At 64.3% G+C, this 26,475-nt stretch carries 28 protein-coding genes; 16 read left to right on the top strand and 12 right to left on the bottom strand.

The features are described 5' to 3' along the window. Window positions 1-246: 246 nt before the first annotated feature. Complete coding sequence (locus FJ964_RS07845; RefSeq protein ID WP_140549846.1) at window positions 247-720, top strand: tRNA (cytidine(34)-2'-O)-methyltransferase; 474 nt, start codon at window positions 247-249, stop codon at window positions 718-720. A gap of 149 nt (window positions 721-869) precedes the next feature. After that, window positions 870-1,340 carry a redox-sensitive transcriptional activator SoxR gene (gene soxR / locus FJ964_RS07840; RefSeq protein WP_140549845.1) on the top strand — a complete coding sequence of 157 codons (471 nt, stop codon included), beginning with the start codon at window positions 870-872 and terminating at the stop codon, window positions 1,338-1,340. 67 nt (window positions 1,341-1,407) lie between these two features. Here the strand turns inward: soxR and FJ964_RS07835 are convergent, their stop codons facing one another. Then, window positions 1,408-1,665: a hypothetical protein gene (locus FJ964_RS07835; RefSeq protein WP_023770299.1), complete on the bottom strand. Its 258-nt coding sequence runs from the start codon at window positions 1,663-1,665 to the stop codon at window positions 1,408-1,410. Window positions 1,666-1,784: 119 nt separating this feature from the next. On the opposite strand from FJ964_RS07835, the gene hemF reads away from it, so the two are divergent. The 3 genes from hemF (at window position 1,785) to FJ964_RS07820 (ending at window position 3,672) form a co-directional block, all read left to right on the top strand. Further along, window positions 1,785-2,699, top strand: a complete 915-nt coding sequence (gene hemF, locus FJ964_RS07830; protein ID WP_140549844.1) for an oxygen-dependent coproporphyrinogen oxidase — start codon at window positions 1,785-1,787, stop codon at window positions 2,697-2,699. 311 nt (window positions 2,700-3,010) lie between these two features. Continuing rightward, window positions 3,011-3,271: a DUF1344 domain-containing protein gene (locus FJ964_RS07825; protein WP_140516926.1), complete on the top strand. Its 261-nt coding sequence runs from the start codon at window positions 3,011-3,013 to the stop codon at window positions 3,269-3,271. A 215-nt stretch (window positions 3,272-3,486) separates the two neighbouring features. Further along, on the top strand, window positions 3,487-3,672 hold the full coding sequence (locus FJ964_RS07820; protein ID WP_140496047.1) for a DUF1059 domain-containing protein: 186 nt from the start codon (window positions 3,487-3,489) through the stop codon (window positions 3,670-3,672). A gap of 59 nt (window positions 3,673-3,731) precedes the next feature. Here FJ964_RS07820 and FJ964_RS07815 read toward each other — a convergent pair whose 3' ends face one another. Genes FJ964_RS07815 through FJ964_RS07805 form a run of 3 tightly spaced genes read right to left on the bottom strand, consistent with a single transcriptional unit; the run spans window position 3,732 to window position 6,269 of the window. Continuing rightward, window positions 3,732-4,997, bottom strand: a complete 1,266-nt coding sequence (locus FJ964_RS07815; RefSeq protein ID WP_140549843.1) for a CCA tRNA nucleotidyltransferase — start codon at window positions 4,995-4,997, stop codon at window positions 3,732-3,734. Continuing rightward, window positions 4,994-5,626, bottom strand: a complete 633-nt coding sequence (locus FJ964_RS07810) for a CoA pyrophosphatase (protein ID WP_140550009.1) — start codon at window positions 5,624-5,626, stop codon at window positions 4,994-4,996. The genes FJ964_RS07815 and FJ964_RS07810 overlap by 4 nt, the downstream gene beginning before the upstream one ends. Window positions 5,627-5,639: 13 nt before the next feature. Then, window positions 5,640-6,269, bottom strand: coding sequence for a DUF1285 domain-containing protein (locus tag FJ964_RS07805; protein WP_140550008.1), 630 nt, complete (start codon window positions 6,267-6,269; stop codon window positions 5,640-5,642). A gap of 135 nt (window positions 6,270-6,404) precedes the next feature. Here FJ964_RS07805 and FJ964_RS07800 point away from each other — a divergent pair, with 135 nt between their 5' ends. From FJ964_RS07800 to FJ964_RS07785, 4 genes are all read left to right on the top strand, one after another. Then, on the top strand, window positions 6,405-7,409 hold the full coding sequence (locus FJ964_RS07800; RefSeq protein ID WP_140549842.1) for a MoxR family ATPase: 1,005 nt from the start codon (window positions 6,405-6,407) through the stop codon (window positions 7,407-7,409). Then, window positions 7,409-8,344 carry a DUF58 domain-containing protein gene (locus tag FJ964_RS07795; protein WP_140549841.1) on the top strand — a complete coding sequence of 312 codons (936 nt, stop codon included), beginning with the start codon at window positions 7,409-7,411 and terminating at the stop codon, window positions 8,342-8,344. Before FJ964_RS07800 ends, FJ964_RS07795 begins: the two co-directional genes overlap by 1 nt. Next, on the top strand, window positions 8,341-11,163 hold the full coding sequence (locus tag FJ964_RS07790) for a DUF4159 domain-containing protein (RefSeq protein ID WP_140549840.1): 2,823 nt from the start codon (window positions 8,341-8,343) through the stop codon (window positions 11,161-11,163). Before FJ964_RS07795 ends, FJ964_RS07790 begins: the two co-directional genes overlap by 4 nt. A gap of 63 nt (window positions 11,164-11,226) precedes the next feature. Then, window positions 11,227-13,305: a hypothetical protein gene (locus tag FJ964_RS07785; RefSeq protein ID WP_140549839.1), complete on the top strand. Its 2,079-nt coding sequence runs from the start codon at window positions 11,227-11,229 to the stop codon at window positions 13,303-13,305. A gap of 44 nt (window positions 13,306-13,349) precedes the next feature. Here FJ964_RS07785 and clpS read toward each other — a convergent pair whose 3' ends face one another. The 4 genes from clpS to FJ964_RS07765 all read right to left on the bottom strand — a co-directional run bounded on the left by clpS (window position 13,350) and on the right by FJ964_RS07765 (window position 14,866). Further along, window positions 13,350-13,655: an ATP-dependent Clp protease adapter ClpS gene (gene clpS / locus FJ964_RS07780; RefSeq protein ID WP_140496053.1), complete on the bottom strand. Its 306-nt coding sequence runs from the start codon at window positions 13,653-13,655 to the stop codon at window positions 13,350-13,352. Between the two features lie 100 nt (window positions 13,656-13,755). Then, complete coding sequence (locus FJ964_RS07775) at window positions 13,756-14,079, bottom strand: hypothetical protein (protein WP_140549838.1); 324 nt, start codon at window positions 14,077-14,079, stop codon at window positions 13,756-13,758. 214 nt (window positions 14,080-14,293) lie between these two features. Next, window positions 14,294-14,524, bottom strand: coding sequence for a hypothetical protein (locus FJ964_RS07770; protein WP_140549837.1), 231 nt, complete (start codon window positions 14,522-14,524; stop codon window positions 14,294-14,296). A 39-nt stretch (window positions 14,525-14,563) separates the two neighbouring features. Beyond that, a complete protein-coding gene (locus tag FJ964_RS07765) occupies window positions 14,564-14,866 on the bottom strand; it encodes a hypothetical protein (protein ID WP_140549836.1) in 303 nt (100 codons plus the stop codon). Window positions 14,867-15,145: 279 nt separating this feature from the next. Here FJ964_RS07765 and FJ964_RS07760 point away from each other — a divergent pair, with 279 nt between their 5' ends. Both FJ964_RS07760 and FJ964_RS07755 read left to right on the top strand, forming a co-directional pair. Continuing rightward, a complete protein-coding gene (locus tag FJ964_RS07760; protein WP_140549835.1) occupies window positions 15,146-15,862 on the top strand; it encodes a response regulator transcription factor in 717 nt (238 codons plus the stop codon). Beyond that, window positions 15,859-17,268 (top strand): ATP-binding protein, encoded by a 1,410-nt coding sequence (locus tag FJ964_RS07755; RefSeq protein WP_140549834.1) that lies wholly within the window; start codon window positions 15,859-15,861, stop codon window positions 17,266-17,268. The genes FJ964_RS07760 and FJ964_RS07755 overlap by 4 nt, the downstream gene beginning before the upstream one ends. A 15-nt stretch (window positions 17,269-17,283) precedes the next feature. Here FJ964_RS07755 and choV read toward each other — a convergent pair whose 3' ends face one another. The 4 genes from choV to FJ964_RS30935 form a co-directional block, all read right to left on the bottom strand. Then, the gene (choV, locus tag FJ964_RS07750) at window positions 17,284-18,465 is read right to left on the bottom strand and encodes a choline ABC transporter ATP-binding protein (RefSeq protein WP_140516936.1); all 1,182 of its coding nucleotides are present in this window, start codon (window positions 18,463-18,465) and stop codon (window positions 17,284-17,286) included. Beyond that, window positions 18,462-19,316 (bottom strand): choline ABC transporter permease subunit, encoded by an 855-nt coding sequence (choW, locus tag FJ964_RS07745; protein WP_140549833.1) that lies wholly within the window; start codon window positions 19,314-19,316, stop codon window positions 18,462-18,464. Before choW ends, choV begins: the two co-directional genes overlap by 4 nt. A 138-nt stretch (window positions 19,317-19,454) precedes the next feature. Further along, the gene (locus FJ964_RS07740; protein WP_140549832.1) at window positions 19,455-20,390 is read right to left on the bottom strand and encodes a choline ABC transporter substrate-binding protein; all 936 of its coding nucleotides are present in this window, start codon (window positions 20,388-20,390) and stop codon (window positions 19,455-19,457) included. A gap of 37 nt (window positions 20,391-20,427) precedes the next feature. Continuing rightward, window positions 20,428-20,586 (bottom strand): hypothetical protein, encoded by a 159-nt coding sequence (locus FJ964_RS30935; RefSeq protein WP_181172393.1) that lies wholly within the window; start codon window positions 20,584-20,586, stop codon window positions 20,428-20,430. A 42-nt stretch (window positions 20,587-20,628) separates the two neighbouring features. Here FJ964_RS30935 and FJ964_RS07735 point away from each other — a divergent pair, with 42 nt between their 5' ends. The 5 genes from FJ964_RS07735 (at window position 20,629) to FJ964_RS07715 (ending at window position 26,306) form a co-directional block, all read left to right on the top strand. Continuing rightward, a complete protein-coding gene (locus tag FJ964_RS07735) occupies window positions 20,629-21,240 on the top strand; it encodes a thymidine kinase (RefSeq protein WP_140516940.1) in 612 nt (203 codons plus the stop codon). 140 nt (window positions 21,241-21,380) lie between these two features. Beyond that, on the top strand, window positions 21,381-21,770 hold the full coding sequence (locus FJ964_RS07730) for a cytochrome c family protein (protein ID WP_140549831.1): 390 nt from the start codon (window positions 21,381-21,383) through the stop codon (window positions 21,768-21,770). A gap of 325 nt (window positions 21,771-22,095) precedes the next feature. After that, window positions 22,096-23,184 carry a hypothetical protein gene (locus FJ964_RS07725; protein ID WP_140549830.1) on the top strand — a complete coding sequence of 363 codons (1,089 nt, stop codon included), beginning with the start codon at window positions 22,096-22,098 and terminating at the stop codon, window positions 23,182-23,184. A gap of 41 nt (window positions 23,185-23,225) precedes the next feature. Then, a complete protein-coding gene (locus tag FJ964_RS07720) occupies window positions 23,226-24,371 on the top strand; it encodes a hypothetical protein (protein ID WP_140549829.1) in 1,146 nt (381 codons plus the stop codon). 24 nt (window positions 24,372-24,395) lie between these two features. After that, entirely contained in the window at window positions 24,396-26,306 is a 1,911-nt protein-coding gene (locus tag FJ964_RS07715; RefSeq protein WP_140549828.1) for an ATP-binding protein, read from the top strand. Window positions 26,307-26,475: the final 169 nt, after the last annotated feature.

Genomic DNA, 26,475 nt, shown 5'->3' with positions numbered 1-26,475 from the left:
GGAAATCGGTGCGGAAGCGTCTAAGAGATCAGGAGAACCGTCGTACCGAAACCGCCAGCGGGCATGTAAGCCCACGGAGAGGGTGCTGGATGTGCATGGTCATCATGAATTACCCCTCCTTCGGTTCGGGTTGACAATGTACGCTGTATACCCGACTTCGCAGAAAATGGCCACCCGCAGGTCCAGCAATTTCCAAAACCGCGAAGCCGCTGTGGCCGATTTGCCACTTAATAGAAGGATGCGGAAATGAACGACCGTCTCCGCATTGCCCTCTACCAGCCTGACATCGCCGGCAACACCGGCACAATCCTGCGCTTCGCTGCCTGCCTCGGAATCGGCGTCGACATCATCGAACCGGCCGGCTTTCCGCTCTCCGATAAAACGCTCAGGCGCGCCGGCATGGATTACCTCGAAATGGCTGCCCTGACCCGGCATGTCGACTGGCACGCCTTCGAGGAGTGGCGCAAGGCCCGCACGCACCGGCTGGTCCTGCTGTCGACCAAGGCCGCGACCCCATACACCAGCTTCAACTTCGCCACTGGCGACATCCTTTTGTTCGGCCGCGAATCCGCAGGCGTGCCAGATCCGGTCCATCAGGCGGCGGACGCGCGGCTGACGATTCCGATGCAGGCCGGCGCGCGCAGCATCAATGTCGCGCTCTCCGTCGCCATGGTGGCCGGCGAAGCCATACGGCAATTGGGCCAGAATGCCATCTGCTGAAGCGGCGGTCGCGGTACCGCCGGCGGCGGCGACACGGCCCTCGCCCGTCATTCTCACCCAGGCGCACATCGCCATCTCCTGTCATTTGCATGTCGATGGCTTCTTCGCTACAAGCTCAACTTAACTTGAGGTCAAGCGGAAAGTGCGAGATGGCGCCAGCAGCGGAATTAACGGTTGGCCAAGTGGCCGCGCGCAGCGGTGTCGCGGTGTCGGCGCTGCATTTCTACGAAGCTCGCGGCCTGATCCGCAGCCACCGCACGTCAGGCAACCAGCGCCGCTACGGCCGCGACGTGCTGAGGCGCGTGGCCATCATCAAGATCGCGCAGGAGGTCGGCATTTCGCTGGCCGAGATAGCGACGGCGCTTCAATCCCTGCCCGAGGGCCGCACCCCGACGCGCGACGACTGGAGCCTGCTGTCGACCGCCTGGCGCGACGGGCTCGACCGCAAGATCGGTCAATTGAAGAAATTGCGCGACGGGCTGACCGACTGCATCGGCTGCGGCTGCATGTCGATCGACAAATGTCCGCTCCGCAACAAGGATGACCGGCTGGCCAGGCAAGGAACAGGGGCGAGAAGGCTGGTTCTTCCTTCTCTCGGTTCACGGAGAGAAGGTACCTGAGCGTAGTGAAGGCGGATACAAGGGCGGCGCCTGTATTGGTTGTCCCCGTAAACAGGGCGAGGAAATCCTAATCCGCCGCCGGCAGGCGCCTTATGGTGAACTCGATCAAATCGCCCGGCCGTTCGAACCAGCTTTCGATCTCGGTCCAGTAAGCCTGCTTGGGGAAGCGCTCGAACCATTCCTTTGCCTTCAGGCGAGCGTCCGAACGCGGCAGGACGAAGGTTTCGCGCAAAAATCCGTCGCGCGGCATGCGCGCGCGTTCAGCCCGGCTTTGATCGAGCCTTTTCTTCAGGCCATCCAGCGGCGGTCTTGCCGGGGTGCGCACGAAGGTCTCCTTGCTCCGATCAGATCAGACTTGACCCTTTCCCCTAAGAGATTAGGGATCGCGCCGGCAAAAGACGAGTCATTTGTAGGGGCCGGCCGCCCCGAAACCGGAGACAGCACTTGGAACGACCTGAAATACCGGCTGGCCTGCCCGCCGACATCGAAGAAAAGAAGATGAAGGCACGCCTGTGGTTCGAGGCATTGCGCGAACGCATCTGCGGTGCTTTCGAGCAGATCGAGCAGGATCTCCAGGGCCCGCTCGCTTCATGGTCGCCGGGTCGGTTCGAAAGGACGCCGTGGGAGCGTGACTCCGGCAAGGGCGGTGGCGGAACCATGTCGATGATGCACGGCCGAGTCTTCGAAAAGGTTGGCGTCCACACCTCGACCGTTTACGGCGAGTTCTCGCCCGAATTCAGGAAGCAGATGCCCGGCGCCGAGGAGGACCCGCGGTTCTGGGCATCCGGCATTTCGCTGATCGCGCACCCTTGGAACCCCAACGTTCCGGCCGTGCACATGAATACGCGCATGGTCGTCACCTCACGCCATTGGTTCGGCGGCGGCGCCGACCTCACCCCGGTGCTCGACCGGCGCCGCGCGCAGGACGACCCCGACACAATGGCCTTCCACCGCGCCATGCAGTTCGCCTGCGAGAAGAATGCCGGTGTCGCCGACCATGCGAAATTCAAGGCCTGGTGCGACGAGTATTTCTTCCTTCCGCATCGCAACGAGCCGCGCGGCACCGGCGGCATCTTCTTCGACTGGCTGCATTCGGGGCAGGACAAAGGCGGCTGGAGTGCCGATTTCAACTTCGTCCAGGATGTCGGGCGCGCTTTTCTCGTCGTCTATGGCCATCTCGTGCGGGGCAATTTCAACGAGAACTGGACCGATGGCGACCGCGACGAACAGCTCATCCGCCGCGGCCGTTACGTCGAGTTCAACCTGCTTCATGATCGCGGCACCATCTTCGGCCTGAAAACCGGCGGCAACGTCGCCTCGATCCTCTCCAGCCTGCCGCCGGAGGCCCGCTGGCCGTAAAAAGATGGTGAGCGCGCCGTGAGCCGCATTGATGTCCCATTCGCCTCGAAATGGGCATCGAATGTGGCGCGGGAGCCCTCGCAAAGTTTCTTTTTCGTCTAATAGGCTTCGGAAAAGACCGGGCTATTTGTCAGGACGGGTCGGGAAGCGCCGGCGGTTCGCCTGCGCAATTCCAGGAGCGCAGAGCGGTTCTCCGTCCGGAATTGCGTCAGAACGAAGCGGATCGCGACTCGACGCAACCGGACGGCCCAGGACGATGCGGGACACCTTCGCCAAAAAGGGGTGCCCGCGCTTTCCAGGAGTACTTCGCAATGCGCAAGATCATTGTTTCGGCCGCAGCGGCTGCCCTTCTCGCTTCCGGTTCGGTGGCATTCGCCGCCGTCAAGCACACCACCGGCACGATCAAGACCTTTGATACGGCGGCCAAGAGCCTGGTTCTCGACAATGGATCGTCTTTTACGCTTCCCCGGACCTTCAAGGATCCTGGCCTGAAGGTCGGCGAGAAGGTCAGAGTTTCATGGGACATGAGCGGCAAGGATAAGGTTGCCGAGGCAGTCAAGATCATGAAGTGATGACCTGCCCACAGGGCTGGCGTAAGAGGGCGGAGCAGCGCTGCTCCGCCTTTTTGCCGTTGACGGCAATCAATGCCACCCCATCTGTGTTATGGTTTCACCCGCTCGCGGTCCAACCGGCTTCAAGGTCGGACAACGCGCCAAGAAGATGTGGAGTCCCTGCCGCCTTTTGCAGGACGGTCGACCGGACTCCATGGAGGAAAAGGAGAAATCCCATGAAGGAATTCCACTGCGGCTCGCTCGTTCCAGGTTGTGAATGGCACACGCGCGCCGAGGAGGAAGCCGAGGTCATGCGCCGTGCCGTCGAACATATGCGTGAGACGCATGGCGAGACGATCATCCGCGAAACGATGATCGAAGCGATCCGCTCGCGCATCGAGAAGGTCCGCGACGCCGCCTGATTTGGAGCAAGTTCCGGGAAATCGCAGCGATTTCCGCCCGGATTGCGTTGACGGATGCTTTATCCGGCCTTCAGGGCCTGCGCGGCGCGCTTGAGCAGCGCGTCGCGATCGGGCCCGAACCCGGCATCGACCCATTCCACTTCGAGATTCCTGAGGATCGCGCCGAGTTTTGGCCCGGGTATCCCCCCGATCGCCGTCAGATCGGCGCCCTTGAGTGGAAACACGGGCCTTTCCCATCTCAGCGCGAAGGCGAGAAGTCGGGAAAAGCCGCCGGCCTCGATGAGCGCATCGGTCTGGTCCACCGCGCGCACCCGTGCCGCTGCGAGTGACAGGCGAAGCCGGTCGACAACCCCCTGCCGGTCGCCGCGGTAGAGCGTCTTGGCCAGTTCGCCTTCGGTCGTTTTCGGCTCGATTCCCGGCGTAAGCGCCCAGTGGCGCAAACGGTTTGCTTCCGCCGTCGACAGTCTCAGCCGCTCGGCCAGCGTCTTCATGCGCGCCGCATCCGGCGGCACGATCGCCTCCAGCCTGAGCATCGGCTCCGCGGTCCAGCCCAGATCCTTCTCGGCTCTGGCCAGGCCGTGAATCGCATCGATGCCCCATTTCTCGCTTTCCGGCAGCACGCTGGTCAAAACGCTCGCCTGCCGCATCCACAGCAGCGCGCGGGACGGATCAGCCGCCGACAACAGCTTCTTGAGTTCGGACCAGACGCGCTCGGCCGAGAGCTGCACGAGCCCTCCCTTCAGCCGGGCGCAAGCCTTCAGCCCCTCGGCGTCCGGCCGGCCTTCGCCATACCAGGCGAAGAAGCGGAAAAAGCGCAGGATACGCAGATAGTCCTCGCGGATACGCGCTTGCGGATCGCCGATGAAGCGCAGTCGGCGCGCCTCGATGTCGGCGACGCCGCCGACCAGATCGACGACCGTGCCGTCGGCTTCCGCGTAGAGCGCGTTGATGGTGAAGTCGCGCCGCTCGGCATCAAGCTTCCAATCCCGCCCGAAGGACACTTTGGCGCGGCGGCCGTCGGTCTCGATATCCGCGCGCAGCGTGGTGATTTCATAAGGCTTGCCGCCGGCAATCACGGTGATCGTGCCGTGCTCGATGCCGGTGGGAACGGTCTTGAACCTCGCCGCCTCGGCGCGGCGGATTGTCTCGTGCGGCAGGCAGGTGGTGGCGATGTCGATGTCGGCGACGGGCTGGCCGATCAGCGTGTTGCGCACCGCGCCGCCGGCGACCCGCGCTGTCTCGCCGCCGCTCGCCAGAATGGCAAGCAGGCGCTGCAGATGCTTGTCGCCGAGCCAGTCGGCCCTGTCAGCGATCGAGACCTTCACCCATAGAGCCTTTCATAGAGCGTGCGGATGATGCCGGCGGTGACGCCCCAGATGCGCCGGTCGCCATAGGGCATGTCGTAGAAGAACCATTCGAGATCGTTCCAAATGCGGCTGTCCCTGATGTGGTTGGCCGGATCCATGAGGAAGCGCAGCGGCACTTCGAAGGCCAGGTCGACCTCCTCGGTATTGAGCGTCAGCTGGAAAGGCGGCCGCACGATGCCCAGCACCGGCGCGATCCTGTAACCGCTGCCCGCGACGTAATCGGGCATGCGGCCGATGACCTCGATATGGTCCCGGCCAAGGCCGATCTCCTCGAAAGTCTCGCGCAGCGCCGCTGCTTCCGGACTGGCGTCGGTCGCATCGATCGTTCCGCCGGGAAATGCCACCTGCCCGGAATGGTTGCGCAGCGTCTCGGCCCGCTTGGTCAAAAGAACCGTGGCATCGCCCTGGTGATCGACGATCGGGATCAGCACCGCCGCATCGCGCAGCGGTTTTGCCCGGTGGAGGCGCGGATGGCCTGGATTGAAGCGATGATCGCCATAGTCGTCGCCGGCATGCGCCTGCGGCTGCGCGGCAAAGCGGGCGCGCAGATCGGCAATGGAAAACGGCGTCCGCATCACCTGGTCCATCATGAACTGTCCGTCACGCGCTCAGCTGCCTCAGCCTGTCGGCCGGCATGATCGGATAGGCCTGGCCTTTGGAGCGAACGGCAAACATCAACCTGCCGTCGATCTCGATTTCCTCGCCATGCTCGACCAGTTCGTACATCACCGGCCGCGCCACCAGCGCCTCCAGCCGCCCGCGCACCAGCACATAAGGCTTCAGCCCGCCGGTCTCGTGCTCGTCGACGAAACGCAGCGGCCGCTCCGGCCCGGCCTCGACGACGTCGCCGACATTGGTGCGAAACGTGATGATCTGGCTCTCGCCACTGCCCGAGACATCCAACTCGACGGCGATGAAGGGTGCGTCGACGACGCGGATGCCGACCTTTTCCACCGGCGTCACCAGATAGGTCCTGCCGTCCGCGTCCTTGCGCAGCACCGAGGAAAAAAGCTGCACCAGCGGCATGCGGCCGATCGGCGTGCCGAGATAGAACCAGGTGCCGTCAGCCTTGATTTCCATATCCAAATCGCCGCAGAAGTCGGGATTCCAGCGCTCCACCGGGGCCGGCCCCTTGCCGGCGCGGGCCGCGCGCGAGATCAGCGCCTCGAGGCCGCGCGCCTCGGTCGCGGCCGCCAGGCTTTGCTGTCTTTGTTCGGAGCCCTCTGCCATCGTCACGAAATAGTCACTGTTGTTGCGCTTGTCAGCCTAACTCTGTGATTTAAATTTGACGGCAGGCGCCAGACGGAGCCGAATCGCGGCATTCTGCGTCAAGCTGGTATTTCCAACCACAAGGATCGATGCTGCATGAGCGTGATGGTCAAGGAAAGCCCGATCAGCGAAAAAGACATGATCGCCGAGGCCGAGAAGGCGCTGGCCGACATTTCCAGGGTCCGCGACGGGGTCGGTCGCATCATCTTCGGCCAGGAAAGTGTCGTCGAACGCGCTTTGGTGGCGCTTCTGGCCGGCGGCCACGCGCTGCTGGTCGGCGTGCCCGGCCTCGCCAAGACCAAGCTGGTCGAGACGCTGGGCATCGTGCTCGGCCTCGATTCGCGTCGCATCCAGTTCACCCCCGACCTGATGCCCTCGGACATTCTCGGCTCCGAGGTGATGGAGCAGGACGAATTCGGCAAGCGCTCCTTCCGCTTCATTCCGGGGCCGATCTTCGCGCAGTTGCTGATGGCCGACGAGATCAACCGCGCCTCGCCGCGCACCCAGTCGGCGCTGCTGCAGGCCATGCAGGAGTATCACGTCACCATCGCCGGTGCCCGCCACGACCTGCCCTCGCCTTTCCATGTGCTCGCGACGCAGAACCCGCTGGAGCAGGAAGGCACTTATCCACTGCCCGAGGCACAGCTCGACCGTTTCCTGATGCAGGTCGACATCCTCTATCCCGAACTCGAGGCCGAGCGCCGCATCCTTTTGGAAACCACCGGCGTCGAGGACGCGAAGGCGCAGAATGTGCTGCAGCCGGCGCGGCTGAGGGATATCCAGACGCTGATCCGCCGCATGCCGGTGCCTGAAAGCGTGGTCGAGGCGATCCTGGCCCTGGTGCGCTCGGCGCGCCCCGGCCAGGGCAATGCCGAAACCGACAGGCATGTCGCCTGGGGGCCGGGTCCCCGCGCCAGCCAGGCACTGATGCTGTGCACGAGGGCGCGCGCGCTCTATGATGGGCGGCTGGCGCCGTCGGTCGACGATGTGCGTGCCCTGGCCGAGCCGGTGCTGCAGCACCGCATGGCGCTGACCTTCGCCGCCCGCGCCGAAGGCACCAGCGTGCGCGACGTGGTGGCCAAGCTCGTGAAAGGGATTTGATGGCGCGCATCGGCGAGCTCCAGGCTCCGGCAGCGACGCGCGACGCGCTCGCCCGCGGCCGGTTGCGGGCTTCGCTCGTGCCCGACCTGCTGGTCGAGGCGCGCCGCATCGTCAACACAGTGATTGCCGGCTGGCATGGCCGCCGCAAGCGCGGCATCGGCGAGAATTTCTGGCAGTTCCGGCCCTATGTCGAAGGCGATTCCTCGCGCATCGACTGGCGCCGCTCGGCCCGCGACGACCACACCTATGTGCGCGACCGCGAATGGGAAGCGGCCCATACGGTGTGGCTGTGGGCCGACCCCTCCCCGTCGATGCTCTACAAATCGTCCGGTGCCGCCGTTTCCAAGCAATCGCGCGGCCTGGTGCTGGCGCTGGCCATGGCCGAGCTGTTGTCGCGCAGCGGCGAGCGCATCGCCTGGCCCGGCCTTACCGATCCGTTCACCGCCCGCAATGGCGCGGAGCGCATCGCGGCCCAGCTTATGCATGCCGGCGAGTTGCCGGCCAAGCCCGATCTCTCCGGCATCCGCCGCTTCTGCGACATCATCATCGCCAGTGATTTCCTCGACCCGGTGGAGGAGACCATGGCTTGGCTCGACGTGCTCGCCCGCCACGGCGTGCGCGCGCATCTGATCGAGGTCGCCGATCCGGCCGAGGAGACATTCCCCTATGCCGGCCGCACCGAATTCACCGACCCGGAGAGTGGCGACAAGCTGACCGCCGGACGCGCCGAGACGCTGGCCGATGAATATCGCCTGCTCTATGGCGCCCGACGCCAGGAACTGGCCAGCTGGTGCAAGCGGCTCGGCTGGAGCTTCACCGTCAACCACACCGATCGGCTGGCTTCCGACGCTCTGGTACGCCTGCACATGGCGATGACCGATGGCGGTCAGCCCGGGCTGACCGCTGTTGGTCGCGCCGGAAAGGCCTCCGCATGAGCTGGCTGCCGCTTTCCTTTGGCGCGCCCATGCTGCTGTGGGGTCTTTTGGCGCTGCCGGTGATCTGGTGGCTGCTCAGGCTGACCCCGCCCAGGCCGCAGACCGAGGTGTTTCCGCCGCTGAAGATCCTGGCGCGCGTGCTGAAGCGCGAGGAAACCCCGCAGCAGAGCCCCTGGTGGCTGACGCTGCTCAGGCTGCTGATGGCGGCGCTCATCGTCGCCGCCCTTGCCGAACCGGTCTTCAATCCGCGCGAGAAATTGCCGGCCGAGGGCGCGGCCCTGGCGCTGGTCGTCGACAATGGCTGGGCAAGCGCCGCCGACTGGAACAAGCGCATCGCAACCGCCGAGCGGCTGATCGCCGACGCCGGTTCGAACGGCGTGCCGATCATCATCGCCTTCACCGCCGAAAAACCCAATGCCGAGATCGGCCCGTTCGATGCTGCCGCGGCGCTCGACCGCCTGCGCGCGGCAAAGCCCCGGCCGATCCCGACCGACCGACCGGCGGTCTATGCGCGCGTCGCCGCCGCCCTGGAGCGCCTGCCGGGCGCTAGCGTCGCCGTGCTGGCCGACGGCCTGGCGGCGAAGGGCGACGAGGCCGCCTTCAACACGCTTCTGTCCAAAAACGCTGCCCGGGTCGTGTGGGCCGTCGCCGACCGGATGTCGCTGACCGGCCTGACGGGCGCCGAGAACGAGGTCGACGGTTTTGCCCTCACCGCCATCCGGCCGCCCGGCGATGCGGCGCCGGCGCAAGTCACCGCCGGCGCCTTCGACGACAAGGGCCGCCGCATCGCCGATGCGACGCTGACTTTCGCACCCGGCCAATCCACCGCCACCGGCACCATGGCGGTGCCGTTCGAGCTGCGCAACGATTTCGCTTCGATCGCGCTCGATGGCGAGCGTCAGGCGGGCGCCGTGCGCGTGCTGGACGAAAGCTCCAAGCGCCGCCGGGTCGGGCTCCTGTCGCAGGCCGAGGCCGACCAGGCGCAGCCGCTGCTGTCGCCGCTCTACTACATCAGGCGCGCGCTGCAGCCCTTCGCCGACCTGGTCGAACCCTCCAGCGCCGACCTGGCCGACGCCATTCCGCAGATCCTCGACCAGAAGCCGGCGATGATCGTGATGGCCGATATCGGCACCATTCCCGCACAGATCAGGCCAAGGCTGGTCGACTGGGTTGAAAAGGGCGGCACGCTGGTGCGTTTCGCCGGGTCGCGGCTGGCCGCCGCCGGCAATGACGACGACCTTCTGCCGGTGCGTCTGCGCACCGGCGAACGCTCGCTCGGCGGCGCACTGTCATGGACCACGCCGCAGCCGGTCACCGAATTCCCCAAGGCTGGCCCCTTCGCCGATCTGGCGCCGCCGACCGAGGTGACCGTTTCCAGGCAGGTGCTGGCCGAACCGACGCCCGATATCGTCGAGCGCACCTGGGCAGCGCTTGCCGACGGTACGCCGCTGGTCACCGGGCTGAAGAAGGGCAAGGGCACGCTCGTGCTGTTCCATGTCACGCCCGAAGCAACCTGGTCGAACCTGCCGATCTCGGGAAGCTTCGTCGAGATGCTGCGCCGCATCGTGCAGCTGTCGCGCAACCAGGGCGCCGCGGTTGCCAATGCCGAAGCCGCCGCCACCTCGCTGGCGCCCTACCGCATGATAGCGGCCGACGGAATGCTGGTGCCGCCGACGCCGGATGCGCGCCCGCTGGTGCCGGGCGCCGGCGCTCTGCCGGTGACGTTCGAGAACCCGCCCGGCCTCTATGGCTCGGAGGCCGGCGTCTTCGCTCACAATCTGCTCGATGCGACAAGCACGCTTGCGCCGCTGGCGCGCCCGCAAATCACTGTCCCGGTCACCACGATCCAGTACGCCTTTGACGAATCGCGCAATCTGAAGGGTGCGCTGGTGGCCGCCGCGCTGGCGCTGATGCTGCTCGACACGCTGGCGGTGTTCTGGATGGGCGGCCTGTTGTCGCGCAGGCCTCGCCGCGCCGCCGCCGTAACCGCCATGGCGGCCATTCTGATCGCGCTCGGCGCGTTGTTCGGCCATGTCGGCCCCGCGCGCGCCGACGATGCCAAGCCTGGCGACACCGCCGCCATAGAGGACATCTCCAAGACCCGCATCGCCTATGTGCTTACCGGCGTGCCCGGCGACGATTCGATCAGCCGCGCCGGGCTCGAGGGCCTGACCCGCTTCCTGATCGAAAAGACCGCGCTCGAGCCGGGCGCGCCGGCCGGCGTCGACATCTCCAAGGACGAGCTGTCGTTCTTCCCCCTCATTTATTGGCCGATCGATCCGGCCGCAGCCATGCCCAGCCAGGCCGCGATTGCCCGTATCGATGCCTATATGCAGCAAGGTGGCACGGTGCTGTTCGACACGCGCGACCAGTTCGCCAACGGCATCGGCGCCGACTCGACCAGCCCAGCCACCGAGCGGCTGCGCGACATCCTCGGCAACCTCAACGTGCCGCCGCTGGAGCCGGTGCCGTCGGATCATGTGCTGACCAAATCCTTCTTCATCCTGCCCGAATTCCCTGGCCGCTTCGCCGGCAGCCCGCTCTGGGTCGAGGCATCGCTCGACGCCAGCAATGCCGAAAACCGACCGGTGCGTACTGGTGACGGCGTCTCGCCGATCATGATCACCGCCAATGATTTCGCGGGCGCCTGGGCCGTCGACGAGAATGGCGACCCGCTGCTGCCGACCGTGCCCAACGATCCGATGCAGCGCATCTATGCGCTGCGCGCCGGGGTCAACATCATGATGTACATGCTGACCGGCAACTACAAATCCGACCAGGTGCACGTGCCCATATTGCTTGAACGGTTGGGGCAGTAAGATGACGCTCGTTCTTGCGCCCGCCCTCCGGATCGGCCCTCCCTGCAAGGGGGAGGGTAAGACATGAACTGGTCGATCTCCTTCGAACCGCTGATCTCCTGGCCGCTTTTGGCCTTGGTGCTGGTGCCGCTGGCCCTGCTAGCGGCCGTCGGCCTTTGGTTTCGCCAGCGCGGCGCGGTCCTGCGCCTCGTCGCCTTGCTGGCGCTCGCCGCCGCTCTCTTCAATCCGGTGTTCCTCAACGAGGAGCGCGAGCCGCAGCAAAGCGTCGTCGCCCTGATCGTCGACCGCAGCCAGAGCCAGGACATCGGTGAGCGGACCAAACAGACTGACGAGGCGCTGGCCGGGCTGCAGCAGCGTCTGAGCCGCTTCAAGCAGTTCGATGTCCGCGTTGTCGAGGCCGGCAAGTCCGCGGCCGCCGAGGAACGCACGGAAACGCGGCTGTTCGGCGCGCTCGAAAACGCCTTTCGCGATGTGCCGCCCTCGCGTATCGGCGGCGCCGTCATGATCACCGATGGCGAAGTGCATGACGCGCCCGCCGGCGCGCCCGATTTCAATGCCCCGCTGCACGCCTTGATCACCGGCAACGACCACGAGAAGGATCGCCGCATACGTTTCGAGAACGCGCCGCGCTTCGCCCTCGTCGGCAAGCCGCTCGACATGACCTATCGCGTCATTTCAACCAGCAACGAGACCGGGCCGGTCGATGTGCGCGTTTCGGTCAATGGCGAGCAGGTCGCGGTCGAGCATGCCACCGTCGGCCAGGCCATGCCGCTGCAGGTGACCATCCCCAGCGCCGGACGCAACATCATCGAACTCGCCATCGATCGTGAGCCGGGCGAGCTCACCGACACCAACAACCGCGCCATCGCGCTGGTCGACGGCATTCGCGAGAACCTGCGCGTGCTGCTCGTCTCCGGCGAACCGCACGCGGGCGAGCGCACCTGGCGCAATCTTTTGAAATCCGACGCCTCGGTCGATCTCGTCCATTTCACAATCCTGCGGCCCCCGGAAAAGCAGGACGGAACGCCGATCAACGAATTGTCGCTGATCGCCTTCCCGACGCGGGAACTGTTCGTCGAGAAGATCAAGGATTTCGACCTCATCATCTTCGACCGCTACCAGCACCGCGACGTGCTGCCGATCCTCTATTACGACTACATCTCCGAATATGTCGAAAAGGGCGGCGCGCTGCTGATCGCGGCCGGACCCGAATATGCCGGCGAAAGCTCGATCGCGCGTACGCCGCTGATGTCGGCGCTGCCGGCGATGCCGACCGGCGAGGTCGTCGACAAGGCGTTCTACCCACGCCTCACCGACATCGGCCAGCGCCATCCGGTGACGCGCGGTCTTGACGGTTCTGCCAGCGAGCCGCCGCACTGGAGCCGCTGGTTCCGCACCATCGGTGTGCAGAATCCCGAAGGCGAGGTGGTGATGAAGGGAGCCGACAACCGGCCGCTGCTCCTGCTCGACCGCAAGGGAGAAGGCCGCGTCGGCATGCTTCTGTCCGACCAGGGCTGGCTGTGGGCGCGCGGCTTCGAAGGCGGCGGCCCGCATGTCCAGCTCTACCGCCGCATCGCCCACTGGCTGATGAAGGAGCCAGAGCTCGAGGAGGAGCGATTGACCGCCGACGGGCGCGGCATGGTGCTGGAAATCCGCCGCCAGACCATGGCCGACGACCCCGGCCCGGCTCAGATCATCACGCCCTCCGGCAAGACCATCACCGTCAAGCTCGAGAAATCCGAACCCGGGGTCTTCCTGGGCAGCGCCCAGACCTCCGAGATCGGTCTTTACCAGGTCGGCAATGGCGACCTTACCGCGCTCGCCCATGTCGGGCCGGTCAACGCACCCGAATTCGCCGACGTCGTTTCGACGCAGGATCGGCTGAAGGCTCCCGCCGAAGCCACCGGCGGCAGCGTTCGCAGGCTTGCGGGATCGACCCTTGGAGGCGGCGACGTGACCTTGCCCTCGATCGTCCCCGTACGGTCCTCGGGCGAAGCATCCGGCGCCGACTGGATCGGCCTGCGCACGACCGACGACAGCGTACTCAAGGCGGTCTCGCGCGTGCCGCTGTTCGGCGGCTTCCTCGGCCTCGGCCTGCTGCTGCTGGCGATGGGTTCGATGTGGTACCGCGAAGGGCGGTAGGAGCGCCTTTCCCCTCCCACAAGGGGAGAAGGGAAAGCCCTGCTCTACTCCTCCGGCTCCGTCGTGAACATCAGCGGATAGCCCTTGGCCTTGCCGGCGTCGGTGGCCCGTGTCGCCTTTGTCTCGGCGACGTCCTTGGTGAAGACGGCGACGACGCAGACGCCGCGCCGGTGCGCCGTGATCATCACCCGATGCGCCTGGTCTTCGCTGAGCTTGAACTCGCCCTTCAGCACCGTCACCACGAATTCACGCGGCGTGAAATCGTCATTGAGCAGGATGACCTTGTAGAGCTTCGGCCGCTCGGTCTTGGGTAGGGTCTGCGTACGGGGCTTTGTCGTGATTTCAGGCATGGGAACCGGCAATTGCGCGAGCCTCGGCTACGCCCCTATTTTCGCACGGGCGAAAGCGAGCGTCCAATCACAGAGCTATGTGGGAAGTGTGGCCCGCGGTTCAACGGCCCTGACGGCCGAAGCCGCGCCGGGAGGGCAAATTTCCGGCCGCATCCGACCGGCGTTCCATCCAGGACGCGACCGGCCAGGCGGCGACGCAGATCAGCGTCACGCTGGCAAGTGCGATGAGCAGCCAGGCCTGCGCGGGCGTGATGTAATCCCAGTCGGTGGAAATCACAGGCGCGAACAGTGACGGCTCGGTGCGGCCGCTGGCCGGATCCGGCACGGGACTGGCGGTAAACAGGATCAGCAGCCGGGCGGCGCCGGTGGCGACCAGGCCACCGAACACGATCGAGCGCAGAATGGACGAAAGCCGCCTCTTCATGCGGATTGTCCTACGGCGCCGGCCTTGCAATCGGGTTAAGGGCCGATCGAGGCGGAAGCCGCCGGCACCGGCTTCGGCCACATCTTTCGGACCTGTCCGCTCGCTCCATTGCCGATACACGGCCTTCGGCTTTTCCGGGCAGGAAGAAGGCCGCTCCAGCAAAACGCGACTGGAGCGGCCTTGTCATAAGGCAGGCAGTTGTGCCCGACCTGGATTAAGCCTTCGGAGCGACCTTCTTGTCGGTCTTCTTGACGATCTTCTTCGCCTTCTTGTGCTTCTTGGCAACGACCTTCTTCACCGGAGGCTTGGCGGTCGTGGTCGCCGGAGCGGTGGTCGTCGAGGACGCAGCCGGAGCCGTCGTGGTGGCAGCGGCGTTGCCGAGAGCCGGCATGGCGAAGGCGAGAGCAACGGCGAGACCGGTGGCGGAGAGGATGGACTTTTTCATGACTTCATTTCCCTTTTCATGCGGGTCGGGTTTCGAGTGTCACTGAACCGGGTCGTTCGGTGTCACCCCCAGCAGCTTCAAAGCGTTGGCGAGCATCCGGATGCCCTGTGCCTGTTTCTTGGCGGCGCAGTACCGGTTGCCCTTTCTCTGAAGTGCCTTTGCCGCGGTGACCTGCGTTGCCGTGGCATGGGTTTCGAGGGCTTCGTCGAATTGGTGGCTGAGATTGGCACACCGCTCGGTCCGGGTGGTGAGCGTCACCTTTGCATCCGATTGTCCAGCAGCGGCTGTGACGAGCGAAATGCCCATCAACGCACCCAACAAACTGATCGACAACCTCGGCATCGGTTAATCCGTGAACCCGGAGACTTGTGTCGCGGCCAAATGACCTGACCGCCACGGCACCGTTATGCCGGCCTAGTTTTTCAGGAGTTTTTCCCGATTATAGAATTTTGTTTCTGGATTGTGTCTGGCCACCCCGGTGCAAGGCCGCCAGCGCATTCGGTGGGGAGAATGCTGGATTTGCCTTGCCTTGAAATCCAGGCATTGGCCAACATATGGCCCGAATTCTATCGTGTGGGTGGCCGCCTGCCGGCTTGGCAAGTCAACAAAGACAGGATTCCCGTGAAATCCGACGCACACATACTGATCGTCGACGACGACAAGGGCATTCGCGACCTGCTGCAGGAGTTCTTCCAGAAGCGCGGCCTGCATACCTCGGTTGCCGCGGACGGCACCGAGATGGAGACGATCCTGCGCCGCGCGCAGGTCGATCTCATCGTGCTCGACGTCATGCTGCCTGGCAGGAGCGGGCTGGAACTGTGCCGTGACATCCGGGCCCAGTATTCGACGCCTATCATCATGCTGACCGCCGTCACCGAGACGACAGACCGCGTGGTTGGCCTCGAGATGGGCGCCGACGATTATGTGCCCAAACCTTTCGATCCGCGCGAATTGCTGGCCCGCATACGCGCCGTGCTGCGGCGCAACGGCGCCCGCGAGCCCAAGCGCGCCACATCGAAGCAGATCTACCGCTTTGCCGGCTGGACGATGGATTGTTCGCGGCGCCGGCTGACCGCGCCCGACGATGTCAGGGTCGAACTGACCATGGCGGAGTTCAACCTGTTGCAGACCTTCGTCAAGAGCGCCCAGCGTGTGCTGACCCGCGATCAGCTCATCGAACTCTCCGGCGGCGACAGCGATTATTCCTTCGACCGCAGCATCGACATCCTGGTCAGCCGGCTGCGGCGCAAGATGGAAGACGACCCCAAGACGCCCAAGCTGATCCTGACGGTGCGCAGCGGCGGCTATCAGTTCCTTCCCGAAACGACCTCCGAATGAGACGTTTCCTGCCGCAGACCCTGCCTGTGTGGGTACTGCTGATCGTCATTGCCGGCCTGCTGATCAGCCAGGTCGCGACGCTCTACATCGTGTCGCGCGACCGCGCCGCCGCCAATGACGTGGTCGATCTCTACCGCCTCAACGACCGGGCCTATTCGCTGGTGCAGTTGATGCATGCCGCCACGCCCGAGGAACGAAAGGCGACCGCATCCGGCCTGTTCAACGCCACCTATGCTCTCACCGTTTCAGATACCCCCGCGGTCACCTCGTCGATCGCCGGCGACGATGAACTCGCCGAATTGGAAGACATTCTCGTCGGACGGCTGTCGAAGTTCGGCGTCACCGACGCGCGCGTCCGGCGCGATCCGGCGACGCAGGAATCCGACACCCCCGGCGGCGAGGTCATGAACAGGGACGTCGGCCAGGTCGAGCGCGACCTTCTGGTACTGGCGGCGAACTTCGCCCAGAGCGACAAACTGACGGCCTCGCTGCGCTTCGCCGACGGCCAGTGGCTGAACTTCACCGAGCCGATCACGCCTGTCGGCCCGATCCTGAGCTTCGACAGCCTGCCGCTTTATTCGCTGATCGCGGGGCTGGTGGTGATCATGTCGATCTGGTCGCTGCGCCGGCTGACCGCGCCCTACCGGATGATGGAAACCGCCGTGAACCGGATCGGCAATGACCTCAAGAGTCCCCCGATCGCCGAAAGCGGCAGCCGCGAGGTGCGCGCCGCCGCCAAGGCGATCAACGCCATGCAGGCAAGGCTGCGCGAATATGTCGAGGACCGTGAGCACCTGGCCGCGGCGCTGGCGCACGACCTGCGCACGCCGATGACCAGGATGCGGCTGCGTCTGGAGCTGTTGCGCAAATCCGCGGTTCGCGAGGCGCTGGCGCACGATCTCGCCGATGTCGAGAGCATCGCCAGCTCGGTGATCGACTTCGCCACCTTCGAGGTGACCGAGGAAAAGAGCGAACGCATCGATTTCTGGTCGCTGGTGGAATCGATCGCCGACGCCTATCCGGACGTGTCGTTCGACAATGACGACACACGCTCGCGCGGACTGATTTGCATGGCACGACCGGTGGCGCTCAAGCGCTGCGTCACCAATTTGGTGCAGAACGCCGTCACCTACGGCAAGAAGGCGCATCTCAGCCTGTACCGGTCGGGCGACACGATCACGCTGGCCATACGTGACGAAGGGCCAGGCATTCCCCAAGCCCAGATCGATGCCGTGTTCGGATCTTTCGTGCGCCTGGAGCAGTCCCGCAACCGCCAGACCGGCGGCCTCGGCCTCGGCCTCACCATCGCCCGCAACATCGCGCGCGCCGCCGGCGGCGAGATCCGCCTGTCCAACCATCCGGACGGCGGCCTGCTGACGGAGCTGCGCCTGCCGCTGGCGGCTTGAGCCGCGACTGCGCGATTACCGTCGCAGCACCGCGCTCAGCACGTCCCTGATGCCGATCGCGCCGACGAAGCGCGACTGGTCGTCGAACAGCGCCACGGGCGCGGTCTGCGACCGGTGCATGGCCAGCATCACCGTCTTCAGCGACGTGCCCGGGTTGGCCCAGAACACCTGTGCCGCTTCCTCGGACTGGCCTTCGACATCGGCGCACGACACCCATACCGCCGGCTTGCCGTCACGCTCGGCCGCCGCCACGAGGCCATGATCGTCGATCTTGAAGCGCGTCGTCTTGCGTCGGTCGAGCCACACCCAGCCGTCCTTGCCTTGTTCGAGGTCGCGGCGGTCGCGCATCACGTTCCAGGCGGTGAGCACCGACAGCGGATTCACATTGGCGATAAAGTCGCGGACATAGTCGTTGGCGGGCTTGAGCACGATGTCCTCCGCCGCGCCAGTCTGCACGATGCGTCCGCCCTCCATGATTGTGATGTGGCTGCCGATCTTCAGCGCTTCCTCGAGGTCGTGGCTGACGAAGATGATGGTCTTCTTCAGTTCGGCCTGCAGCTGAAGCAATTCGTCTTGCAGCTTGGTGCGGATCAGCGGATCGAGCGCGGAGAACGGCTCGTCCATCAAAAGGATCGGCGCCTCGGTGGCGAAGGCGCGCGCCAGCCCGACGCGCTGCTGCATACCACCCGAAAGCTCATGCGCGTATTTCTTCGACCACTGCTCGAGATTGACCAGCTTGAGTTGCCTGTGCACGCGCTCCTTGCGCTCGGCGTCCGGCACGCCGGCAAGTTCGAGGCCAAGGCCGACATTTTCTTCCACCGTCCGCCACGGCAGCAGTCCGAACTGCTGGAACACCATGGCCACCTGCTTCTGCCGCAGGCGCCGCAAGGTGGCTTCGTCGCAGGTGACGACATCGACGGTGCGGTCGCCATCCTTGACCAGAACCTGGCCGCGCGAGACGACGTTCAGGCGATTGACCGCTCTCAGCAGTGTCGACTTGCCCGAGCCGGACAGACCCATGAGGACGGAAATCTCGCCCTCATGCACGGTGAGGCTGGCGCCGGCGCAGCCGAGCACATTGCCGGTCTGCTCGAGGATCTCGGCACGCGTCGCGCCCTTGTCGATGAGCGCCAGCGAACCCGCCTGGTCGGCGCCGAAGACGATATCGACGTTCCTGAAATCGACGGCGACGGTCATTTCTTGCCTCCAACGCCAATGCGGGTCATGCGGTCGAGCACGATGGCGAGCACGACGATGGCGAGCCCGGCCTCGAGGCCGAGATCGATGCGGCGCGAACCGAGTGCACGGTTGATCTCGGTGCCGAGCCCGCCGGCGCCGATCAGTGCCGCGAACACCACCATCGACAGCGACAGCATGATCGACTGGGTCAGGCCCGCCATGATGGTGGGCAGCGCCGAGGGCAGTTCAACCTTCCACAGCAGCTGTCTCCTGGTGGCGCCGAAGGCCTCGCCGGCTTCGATGATCGATTTGGGCACCGAGACGACGCCGAGATGCGTGAGCCGGACCGCGGTCGGGATGACGAAGATGATGGTGACGATAAGGCCGGGCGCATTGCCGAGGCCGAACAGGGTCAGCACCGGGATCAGATAGACGAAGGTCGGCAGCGTCTGCATCAGGTCGAGCACCGGCAGCATGAAGCGGTAGACCTTCGGCTTGTGCGCCGCCCAGATGCCGAGCGGCACGCCGATGGCCATCGCCATGGCGGCGGCGGCCACGACCAGCACCAGCGTCTGCACCGTCTGCTTCCACAGGTTCTGGTTGATGATGAAGATCAGGCCGAGGAAGACGCCGATAGCGAGCGGGCGCGAACGCTGCAGCAGCCAGGCGATGATGGCGATGATGAGCGCCAGCAGCACCGGCGGCACCACCAGCAGGAGGTCGACCAGTCCGTCGAGGATGAAGTTCAGGCCATTGGAAAAGGCCCTGAAGACGGTGTCGAAATTGTCGGTGAGGAACCCGAAGAACGCCTTGCCCCATGGGCCGATAGGAATCTTGTAGCTGACCAGGAATTTGGAAATCGGATCCATCTTGCCCCCTCTCCTACCGGCATCGCCCTGCCACGGTGTCCGCTGTCGTCAAATCATCTTCTCACAGCATATGAAAAAGGGCAGCCTTTTCCAGTGGCTGCCCTTTGTTCTCACGCGCGCATGCCGAAGTCGGTCGGCTCAGCTTCCCAGTGCGGTCTTGATGGCCGCTGCCGCATCGCCGCCGTCGAAGGTTGTCACGCCGGCGATCCAGGGTGTCACGGCACCCGGATTTTTCTTCAGCCAGTCGGTGGCGACAGTCTGGGCGTCGCCGCCCTTGAGGATGGCGTCCATCAACTGGCCTTCCATGTCCAGGTTGAACTTGAGGTTGGCAATGAGCTTGCCAGCGTTCGGGCACTCGGTGGTGTAGCCCTTGCGCACATTGGTGTGGACGGTGGCGGCACCGAAGCCGCTGTCGCCCATGCCGTCGAGATAGGTGATCTTCATGGCGCCCATCACCGGGTGCGGCGTCCAGCCGAGGAAGGCGATCCACTCATTGTTCTTCATCGACTGCTCGGCCTGCGTCAGCATGCCGGCCTCCGAGGATTCGACCAGTTCGAAGCCTTCGAGATTGTCCTTCGGGTTCTTGATCATGTCGAGGATGATGCGGTTGCCGTCATTGCCGGCCTCGATGCCGTAGATCTTGCCGTCGAACTTGTCCTTGAACTTGCCGAGGTCGGTGAGTGTCTTGACGCCGGCATCCGCCACATAGGTGGGCACGACGATGCCGTAGCCGGCGCCGGTCAGGTTCGTGCTGATGGTCTCCACCGAACCGTCGGCCGTGTAGTCCTTGATGTCGTTGGTCATCGACGGCATCCAGTTGCCCAGGAACACATCGAGGTCTTTGTTCTTCAGCGACGCCATCGTCACCGGCACCGACAGCTGGATCACCTGCGGCTCGTAGCCGAGCGCCGTGAGCAGCACCGAGGCGATGCCGGTCGTCGCCTGGATATCGGTCCAGCCGACATCGGAAAGGCGTACCGTCTTGCAGCTTGCCGGATCCCCGGCGAAGGCGGCACCCGTCGACAAGAAAGCCGCAAGGCCGAGGCCTGCGACGAAGGAATTCATACGCGACATGAACTTTCTCCCATTTCGATTCTGTGGCGAAGCGAAGTTACGGCTTTTGTGCCCGCCTTGTTTCGTCAGCCAAACACCATTCTCGTGCGGTTTCAAGCACTAAGGCAATCACGATCAACGGCGCGGACTGGCCGATCAGCGACACGTCTGCCGCTTTTTCCATGCAAGCCGGCTTTTTTGGTGGAAGGCCTGCCATGGCCCCTCCCCGCGCCCGGCCAAGTGGGCTTAAAAGGGCGCCATGGCCAAACTGTATTTCCACTACGCGACGATGAATGCGGGCAAGACGACGATGCTCCTGCAGGCGTCGTACAATTACCGCGAGCGCGGCATGACGACGATGCTGTTCGTCGCCGGACATTACCGCAAGGGCGACACCGGCCTGATTTCGTCACGCATCGGGCTGGAAACGGAAGCCGAGATGTTTCGTGACGGCGACGACCTGTTCGCCCGCGTCGCCGAACATCATCAGCACGGTGCCGTGCATTGCGTCTTCGTCGACGAGGCGCAGTTTCTCGAGGAGGAGCAGGTCTGGCAGCTCGCCCGGATCGCCGACCGGCTCGACATCCCGGTCATGTGCTATGGCCTGCGCACGGATTTCCAGGGCAAGCTGTTTTCCGGCTCGCGCGCGTTGCTGGCCATAGCCGATGAGCTGCGCGAAGTGCGCACCATCTGCCGCTGTGGCCGCAAGGCGACGATGGTCGTGCGCCTCGGCCCCGACGGCAAGGTCGCTCGGCAGGGCGAACAGGTGGCGATCGGCAAGGACGTCTATGTCTCGCTCTGCCGTCGCCATTGGGAAGAAGAAATGGGTCGCGCCGCCCCCGACGATTTCATCGGCTTTGTCGCGCCTTGACCGGGCTGTGGCATCACGGCCGCCGCTCTTGCCGCCATGGGCGGTGCAGTCTTCCGCAATCCGCCACGATGCAGCGTTTGTTAAGGCCTCGGCCCTATTTTGCGTCCTCTCGGTCCAGCCAGAACTCGTCGGGGTCAGCCATGTTTCGAGCCGCTTCGTCTGCCGCAGCCTTTCTGCTTGCCGGCGTCCTTGCCGCCCATGCCGGCGGCGATCCGGCACTGGGCAAAAGGGTCTTCAACCGATGCATGGCCTGCCATGAAGCAGCGAGCGACCGCGACAAGGTCGGCCCGCATCTGATGGGTGTCGTCGGCCGCGCCGCCGGCAGTGCCGAGAGCTTCCTCGGCCATTACTCCGAAGCGATGAAGAGTGCAGGCGCCGCCGGTCTCGTCTGGGACGAGGCCAACCTCGCCGAGTATCTGAAGGCGCCGCGCCAAAAAGTGCCCGGTAACAAGATGGCCTTTGCCGGCCTGAGCAACGACGACGATATCGCCAATGTCATCGCCTATCTGAAGGCCGATCCCAAACCCTGAGCCGGGATTATTCCGTCCCCGCAACGGACGCCGAGCTGCCACCGTCCTCACCGCGCTCAATGCTCTGTCGGATTTCAGGCATTCGTGGCAGCGGGGATTGAATGCCTGGCCGACATCCGCCGACGTTGAAGTTCAATGACAGTTGAACCACGCGCATTCCAAACGATCCTTTCGCCATGATCGCGGATCGATTGCGTTTCAAGGGCGTGGGCAAGGTTTTTGTTTTCGAAGTGCCCCTGTCTTCACGTCTTTCAATCCCCTGAAGCCCCACATATATTCGCCGCTGTTCGCAATCAGCGACCTGATGCCGGAGCGGGAGGCCCTTATGGCGACATTGCAGAATTTCGATGCCGAAATTGCCAGGACCAAGCAGGTCGTCCAGGACATGCGCACCAAGATTGACCAGTCCGGCACCGTGCTCGACAAACTTGCCACCGCCGACAAGAAGATCGGCGATGCCAATTTCGATATCGAGAACGCCCGCATCGAAGACGTGCTGAAGCAGCAGAAGGTGATGGAAGGCAACATCGCCGACCTGATCATCGGGCTGGAGGACGCCACCAACGTTTTCGGCGCTGAGTTCGAGAGCATGAAGAACTACACCGGCTGGGAAAACTTCATCGGCATCTTCTCCAGCCAACGCAAGCAGCGTCTGCGCACCGACCGCGTCCGCAACATGTCACTGGCCGGCAACCTGCAGGAACTGCTGGCCAAGTCCGACACCATCGTCGGCATATTGAAGGCGCAGAAAGAAGTCCTCGACCAGCGCTACAAGACCTCCGAGACCAGCCTGTCGCAGGTCATCGAGCGCCGCAAGGCCACCATGTCCAACCTGGAAACCGTGCAGAAGCGCATCGAGGAGCTCAATCCGATGCTGCTCGACATCGAAAACAAGATCGCCGCCTCCACCAGCCAGAAGGAACGCACGCAACTCGAGGGCGAACGTTCCAAGCTCGCCACGGAATACAATGAGAAGCAGGCCAAGGAACAGGAATTGCTGGCCGAGAGCCAGACGCTGGAGCGCTACACCTCGATGTTCCAGACCTTCGTCGATTCGCTCAACAACCAGATCGCCGCGCAGTCGACCCTGATCAACAAGCTGACCATCGACACCGAGCAGCGCATCGTCCTCTACAAGGCACTGGAGGATTCGCTGAAGACCGCCGCCCAGCAGGATGTGGCCCACAAGATCAACACGCTGGGCAGCCAGGTCGACAACACCGCCGAGGAGACCATGGCCGGCATCGGCGCCGCCTCGCAGAAGCACATTGGCGACCTGCTCGAGATGCACGAGAAGAACATGGTTGCCACCGCCGACATCCAGCGCCGCAAGAAGCTGGCCGACGACGCCTTCGCCCGCCGTTTCGACGAGGTGCTGAAGAAGCACAATTCGGCCAATTACGTGCAGTCGTAATTGCCGCCCGCACCGGTGCGACAATGCCAAGGCCCAATAGCATGACCTCCGAAAACGACGCGGCGGCGCGGTATTTCTCGGCAATCACGGCAGCACTCGGCGGGCTGGAAGTGTTCATGCGCGACGATCGCTCGCCGCTCTACCGGCACGGCATCGTCGCTAAGATCGTCGCCGAATACATCGCCCGGCTCGAAAAGTCGTTCTCCTGCTGGCGCAACCGGCTGGGCTTCATGGACACGTTCCGCATTTCGCGCGCCGAAAGCGGATTCCCGGTGTTCCAGAACCTGCTCGAGCTCGAAAACGACCGCCGCCAGGCTGACACGCGGCTCGCCAACATCCCGCTGGCCGACGAATTGCGCGAGGAGATGGCTGACTTCATCCTGCGCCACAAGGAATTCCCCCAAGCGCTGCAGAAGTCGATGGCCGAGAGGCTTTATCTCGAGGACGTCAAGAGCGAGCAGACCTTCGGCCCCTTCACCCTGGCGCAGACGGCCAAGGTTTCCGTCAATCCGAAGACGGCGCGGCCCTACTACCTCGTCCATTGGGCGACCTTCGACGGCAGCGCCAACCTGCCGCTGGTCTATATGGTGACGGTGGAAGATTCCTCCGAAGACATGATCCGCCAGCTCGTCGACCGCAATGGCAAGCTTAACGACCAGATCGACATTCCATTGCCGGTCGATGGCCTGCTCAATCCCGAGCTTGCCCATCGCTTCGACGATTTCACCGAAAAGAACTCGGCCTATACGCTGTCGCCGGCAACGATCGCCGTCAATCTCGACAAGGACTTCGAGCCGCTGCACCCCAAGCAGCTTCGGCGCGTCGTGCTCGGCCCCTTCTATTCGGCCGGGATCACCGACAACAATTCTACGGTGACCGAGGTTCTGGCCAAGGTGCGCAAGCCGGAGAACGCCTGGCTGCTGACCTGGACCATCCAGGAGGTCTACTCCAAGGGCGAAAAACCCGGCCGCAGGGGGCTGTTTTCGAGCGAGAAGACGACGCAGGAGTTCTTCATCAACACCGACGACCTCGAGGCCGCGCGCCAGGGCGTGTCGAGCTACGAGAACCACGCGTTGATCCCGCACGAGGCATACCAGGCGCTCTATGCCGCGGGCGAAGCGCAGAAGATCTTTTCCCGATACAAGGTCCACATCCTGTCCAACGGACAGGTCATCTCGGACGTCTGACCGTCACACCACGGAGCAACCTTCATGGATACCGGCCTGACCACCATCCCGGAAGCGGCGATCGAGAAGCACCGCGCCATCGCGCAGAGCTTCATCACCCGCATCGTCGTGCTGGAAGACCCGTCCAGTTCCTCAGGCACCGCGCTTGCCGGCACCAACCGCCGCTTCGTCTCCACCGTCTCGGTCGGTTCGGTGCGCCGCACACGCGAGGTCGAGCTGGCGAAGACCGTCGGCGCCGTTCACCCCGACGACCAGTTGCTGACCATCCCGCAGCACACACTTTTGTTTCGCGCCCGGCGCGGCACGGCGCTCGCGCTCGCCATATCGGATGTTTTCGCCGAAGGGTCGGATCTTGAAAGCCTGCAGGCCAGGAACACCCGCGCTCCTCTCGAAGGCGAGGAGGCCGCCACGTTCAAGAAGCTTCTGTCGGCCTCGGCTTACATTGCCGCCTTCAGCCTGTCCTCCTATCTGTTCCAGCTCATCGACAGCGACGGCGAGGCGCCCAACGACATTCCCGAGCCGGATTTCCTCTTCGACACGCCGCAGGACGCGGTGAAGTCGATCCTGGCCGGGCTCGACAAGGCGATTTCGGGCGCATCCGACGATGCCGACCTGATGACCAGGGCGCGCGCCTTCGCCCGCGTCGCCATCGACGGCCTCCTGGCACGAAAAGGCCGCTTCGACGGCATCGGCCCGTTCGAGAACGCCCATATCCGCATCGATGCCGACGATTTCACGCTCGACGGCTTCGACGTCGCGCCGGGCAAACGTTCCAAGCCGCTGGTGATGACCTTCAAGAAACCGGAAGAGGTCGTCGGCAACCACATCGCCAAATATCAGTCGGTCAAGCTTGCCAAGATGCTGATGGCCTATGATTTCGAACGCGAGCTGAACCCGTTCGTCGAGCTCGGCGGCTTCCTGTTCACCTTCATCGGCGACGGCGCGCCCGGCACCGGCAAGACGACGCTGATCCAGATGATCGCCGGTCTCGTCAACGGCTACTGCCAGGTCGCCGGCTATCCCTTCGCCTATGAGAATTTCGGCGTCGACCAGATCTCGTCCTATCAGGGCAAGTCCGGCCAGAACTGCCGCCAGTTCATCAACAATGTGTTGAACCCGCGCGTCATCGGCTTCGGCACCATCGACGACATCGACCAGGTTGCGGCGCGGCGCTCCGACGACCGCGCCTCGGCCGGCCAGCAGGAGATCACCGGCGTCCTGATGGATGCCTTCGCCGGTGCCGCCACCGTGGTGCGCGGCAACTGCTCGTTCGGCATGTTCTCCAACTATCCCGAGAATGTCGACGACGCGCTGCGCCAGCGCGCCGGCGCCCGCTGGCTGGTCGACGGGCCGCAGACCCGTGACGATTACATCGACATCTTCGTGCTGCTCGCCGGCAAGAACCACAAGATCCCGCTCGGGGACCACAAGCTCTATGCGGCGCAGGAGATCCAGCGCGCCGTGGCCGAAGCCTATGAGGAGCACGAGAAGCCGCAGGAGGACGGGCTGATGCGGGTCCATGAGCGCTACATGAAGGAAAATGGCGCGCCCAAGACCATGGCCGACATCGGCACCTATCTGCACCTGATCAAGCAGGCCGAGCCGCGCTTCACCGGCCGCGCCATCAAGAACGTCACCGACGCCATCAAGATGCGCGCCATGGACATCGAGCTTCCCGACGACTGGTTCGAGAAGCCGGAAGCCTTCATGCACAAGAGCTATGACGAGAAGAAAGCGATGATCGAGGAACTGCGCGGCCCGTTCTCGATGGACATGGTCATGCAGGAGATCAACCGCTACGCCGATTCCGAATTCCGCTACGCCGACAAGTCCGACGACTCCGCCGTGGAAAAGCTGCTGCGTGACGCGCGGCTGCGCGAACGGGCGGCGCGTGAGATGGAGGAGATGAAGAAGAAGGGGCTGTGGAATGCGTGATGCGCTCCGGCCTTTCCTTCTCCCCTTGTGGGAGAAGGTGTCGCCGAAGGCGACGGATGAGGGGCGTTCCAGGGAACGCCAAGGTCTCACTCCGCTGGAACACCCCTCATCCGTCTCGGCGCTAGCGCGCCGATCCACCTTCTCCCGCAAGGGGAGAAGGAAAGGTCGT

It is taken from the genome of Mesorhizobium sp. B2-3-2 (genome assembly GCF_006442295.1).
In the GTDB taxonomy this organism is placed as follows: domain Bacteria; phylum Pseudomonadota; class Alphaproteobacteria; order Rhizobiales; family Rhizobiaceae; genus Mesorhizobium.
Note: the sequence above shows the minus strand (reverse complement) of the source record. Positions and strands in the feature narration are given on the sequence as shown.